At 77.6% G+C, this 1,191-nt stretch carries 2 protein-coding genes and 1 pseudogene; all 3 read left to right on the top strand.

What is annotated here, in order from left to right; translation table 11 throughout:
- A pseudogene (locus tag EF903_RS34565) lies at positions 1–389 on the top strand (hypothetical protein); the annotation flags it as partial.
- Positions 386–706 (top strand): gas vesicle protein, encoded by a 321-nt coding sequence (locus EF903_RS32790; RefSeq protein ID WP_125548560.1) that lies wholly within the window; start codon positions 386–388, stop codon positions 704–706. The pseudogene EF903_RS34565 and the gene EF903_RS32790, both read left to right, overlap by 4 nt.
- Positions 703–1,191 (top strand): GvpL/GvpF family gas vesicle protein (locus EF903_RS32785; protein ID WP_260616238.1); only part of this gene is annotated, 489 nt, incomplete at its 3' end. The genes EF903_RS32790 and EF903_RS32785, both read left to right, overlap by 4 nt.

Here is a 1,191-nt window from a genome sequence, read left to right as displayed (position 1 = left end):
CCGCGCTGCGGGTGGCGGCGTCGGTGGACGTCGGGGTGGGCGTCGAGGAGGCGTACGACTGGTGGGCGCGGCGTCCCGACCTCGCCGGCGAACCGGGGCGCAGGGGCGGCACCGCGGTGCACGTCGTCGACCGCGCGCCGGGAGTGCGGCTGGCCTGGGCGGCCGCTGGTCCCGGGGGCACGTCCCGCAGCGCGGTGACGTTCCACCGGCTCGGAGACGGCCTCACCCGGGTGCTGCTCGTCTCCGAGCAGCACCCGCGCGGCCCCGTCGAGCGGGCGGCCCGCCTGTGGGGCGCACAGGAGCGGCGCGCCCGCCGGGCGCTGGCCGCGTACGCGTGCACGCTCGCCCTGCGGGGCGGGGCCGGCCGAGCGGAGGGAGGCGGCTCATGACGTTCCCCTCCGGGCTGCCCCGGCCCTACGAGGACGGCGGCGGCGCCAACCTGGCCGACATCCTCGAACGCGTCCTCGACAAGGGCGTCGTCATCGCCGGCGACATCCGCATCAACCTCCTCGACATCGAGCTCCTCACGATCAAGCTGCGGCTGGTCGTCGCCTCGGTGGATCGGGCGAAGGAGATGGGAATCGACTGGTGGGAGCAGGATCCGGCGCTCTCCTCGCGCGCCCGGCGCGGTGAACTCGGCCGGGAGAACGAGGAGCTGAGGAGGCGGATCGCCGAGCTGGAGGACCGGCGGGAGGAGCGGCCGTGACCGGGGACCGTGCCCTGGACGGGGACACCCTGTTCTACGTGTACACCGTGATCGAGGCCTTCGCGGCGGACGCGCTGCCGGACCTGCCGCCGCCGCTCGGGGGCGGCGGGCTGCGGCTCGTGTCCGCCGGACGGCACGCGGCCGTCGTCGAGGCCGTCGACGCCCGCCACTTCGAGGAGGAGCCGCTGCGCGGCCACCTGGAGGACCTGGAGTGGCTGTCCGCCGTGGCCCGGGCGCACCACGGCGTGGTGGCCGCCGTCGGCAGTGCCACGACGACGGTGCCGCTGCGGCTGGCGACGGTGTGCCGCGGCGAGGAAGGCGTACGCCGCCTGCTGGCGGGTGCGGACGCAAGGATCGCCGAGGCGCTGGTGCGGCTGGCGGGCGCCCAGGAGTGGGGGGGGGAGGGGCACCCCGGGGCCCCCCCCCCGAAAACGCCCCGCCGCGGGCCCCCCGCCCGCCTTCCCCCCCCCCCCCGCGCGCCCCCC

Origin of the sequence: Streptomyces sp. WAC05292 (assembly GCF_003949955.1) — a bacterium.
GTDB lineage: Bacteria > Actinomycetota > Actinomycetes > Streptomycetales > Streptomycetaceae > Streptomyces > Streptomyces globosus.
This window is presented reverse-complemented; position numbering and strand designations above follow the sequence as displayed.